We start from the raw sequence: 2480 nt of genomic DNA on the forward strand, positions 1-2480 counted from the left end.
CGTCATCAGCTTCGGCTGCGCGGCCAGCAGCAGGCGCACCGGGATGGCGGTGACAGCACCCACTGGCGCACCGGCACATGAGGGATGACATGGTCGATCAGGTGCGCCGCCGTCTGCGACATCCGGCGCGCTCCGCATGATGGGCAGAACCCTCTGCGTTTGCAGCTGAAGGCGAGCAGCTTGTCGTGCCCACAGTCAACGCAGCGCAGGCGAAGGAAGCCGTGGGCCAGGATGCCGCACTCGAGAAAGGCGTCGAACTCGTCCTTGATGAATTGCGGCAGGCTGGCACCGATGGCCTCTTCGGTCTGGCGAGGAAGGTCTGGGCGTGCTGCTGCACCAGGCGGTACAGCGTGGTCTGCTCGGGACGGTGGCGCTCGTAGTGGACCGGTGCGCCATCCGGCGCCCGGAGGGGCTGCCGACCGATAGCTTGCACGCGTTGCTCCCGAGCTTGTGAGCCCGCACGGTCTCAAGCCCGTCAACGCGTCGCAATCGCCCTCTCGGTCGCCTACCCGTGGCGGCCTACCTTCGCGTGCCCACCTTCTGGTGGCAGCTTCCTTGTCGCCTCAGGCGCTGGAACGGCTTGAGGAGATACCGGGAAGCTGCCGGCGGCCAGCGACCGGAAGTGGCCGGGAGTGTGAGTTCACGGCGTTGCCTGTAAGCCGCCGCTTGCGGCCGGCATGCAAATCCTGAGCGGCTGCTCTCGGCAAGAGTCACGAAGGCTCAGACTCGGCCAGGAACTGTCATTCACATTCGCGCTCGTAAGCGGCCGGTGAGGGTGCCCAATCAGCCACCAGCGTGGGGCCGGGTGCGCTTCAGTCGCAGGCAGGTATGTGAGGTAGACCGGCTGCTCAATCGTGAAGGCGGTGTAGCAATAGTTGGCCCTGCCACGACGCGAGGACACGGTATTGCGAAGGCTCCCTTTGCTGTGGAGCGATCCAACCGCAGCGATGCCACTAGTACATCAACATGCAAGTTTCGGAACGTAATGACGGCTGAGTTTGTGATCAGCGTCCTGTCTCGTGAAGTTCCACTCAATGGTTCGCTCCAGCGCGTTGCGCGCTCGCTGCCATGCATCGACCTCGTTGCACAGCAGTTGCCTGCTTTCGATGCGCCGGTCCAGGCACTGACGGCTGAGGATGCCGATCTCGATCTCCGCCATGTTCAGCCAACTGGCGTGCTTGGGCGTGTAATGGAATTCGACGCGGCGCAAGAGCTTTGCCGCGGCGCGCGTTCCGAGCACATCGTCGAAGCACTTCCTGAAGTGGGTGTTCAGGTTGTCCAGCACCAGGTGCACACGACGCGCGTTGGCATATGCATTGGTCAGCAACTGACCGACGAAGGCGACGAAGTCGGCCTTGCCCCGGTGCTCGGTGACCGAGACGATCCGCTGCCCCGCCTTGGGCTCGACTGCCACGAACAGGTTGGTCGTGCCATTGCGCGTGTATTCGTAGTCGTGCTTGGCGCAGGCGCAGTCTGTCATGGGCAGCGGCGCGCGGCTGTGGCCGATGAGTTGCAGACTCTTCTCGTCGATGCAGATCACCGGCTCCGCGCGCGACAGCGGTCGGGCGTACAGCTCGAGCAAGGCGTACATGCGGGCCCGGTACTCCTCGGTCAGCGCTCCAATGCACCACATCAGCTTGCGCCAGGGCTTGAGGTCGTTTTTTTGAGCATGCGCCGTACGGTCTCTCGACTCACGCTGCCCATGCCGGGCTCCTGGCGCGCGGCGCGTTCGAGTTCCACCATCGTCCAGCGCTGCCGGCCCGCAGGCGGCGCCGAACAAGCCAGCGCCGTCACGCGCGCCTCGTCGTCCGTGTCGTACTGGCGAGGTCGACCAGAGCGTGCCACGTCGAAAACCGCCAACTCGACGCCCCCTTGCACATACGCAGCGCGCGTGCGCCATACAGCTGTGCGTCCCATTCCCAGCACCGCCATGATCTGGGCCTCCGGCACGCCCCGGTCCAATGAGGACAGAACGTGAGCCCGATTGACCTCTCGCGATTGATGCAAGCCTTTGCTGCGAATCTCCTCCACGACCAAGCGGTCCTCGTCGGTCAAGTGCAGTTCCGTCTGGCGCATGACAACACCTCGTTGCATCGATTGGCGATGTCGAGAGTGTATTCATGTTCCGTTACTTGTGTGTCAATGTACTAGTGCACTGCGCGTGAACTTATAGAACCTATCTGTGCCGGCATACTCCAATCGCCCAGGAGGCTGGAGCGATGCGGGTTGCCAAGACGATTGAGCTGGACGAGCACACCGAGCAGGAGCTGCGAGTGCTGGCTGTTGCCGCCGAAGTAATACTGACCCACTGCGCTGAAGTAAAAGTGACCCACCTGGGTAAGGATGACGGCCTTGCCGTCGATGTTGACCCAGGAGCAAGCAGTGGAGATACGAGTCATGGCCCGAAGGGGCGAGGCGGTCAGAGCGATCGCGCGGCAGTTGGACTGCTCGCGCAACACCGTGCGGCGGTATCTGCGTGA

General features: G+C 63.3%; 3 protein-coding genes and 1 pseudogene. 1 reads left to right on the plus strand and 3 read right to left on the minus strand.

From position 1 onward, the window contains the following. From H0W38_RS20850 to H0W38_RS20860, 3 genes and pseudogenes are all read right to left on the minus strand, one after another. Positions 1 to 424 (minus strand): annotated as a pseudogene (locus H0W38_RS20850) (transposase zinc-binding domain-containing protein); the annotation flags it as partial. A 537-nt stretch (positions 425 to 961) separates the two neighbouring features. Beyond that, a complete protein-coding gene (locus H0W38_RS20855; RefSeq protein WP_292457795.1) occupies positions 962 to 1633 on the minus strand; it encodes an IS630 family transposase in 672 nt (223 codons plus the stop codon). Beyond that, on the minus strand, positions 1633 to 2076 hold the full coding sequence (locus tag H0W38_RS20860) for a helix-turn-helix domain-containing protein (RefSeq protein ID WP_292457798.1): 444 nt from the start codon (positions 2074 to 2076) through the stop codon (positions 1633 to 1635). Before H0W38_RS20860 ends, H0W38_RS20855 begins: the two co-directional genes overlap by 1 nt. Before the next feature lie 285 nt (positions 2077 to 2361). Here H0W38_RS20860 and H0W38_RS20865 point away from each other — a divergent pair. Further along, a partial coding sequence (locus H0W38_RS20865) for a helix-turn-helix domain-containing protein (protein ID WP_292457800.1) occupies positions 2362 to 2480 on the plus strand: 119 nt, incomplete at its 3' end.

Origin of the sequence: Methylibium sp. (assembly GCF_013817365.1) — a bacterium.
Classification (GTDB): domain Bacteria; phylum Pseudomonadota; class Gammaproteobacteria; order Burkholderiales; family Burkholderiaceae_C; genus Methylibium.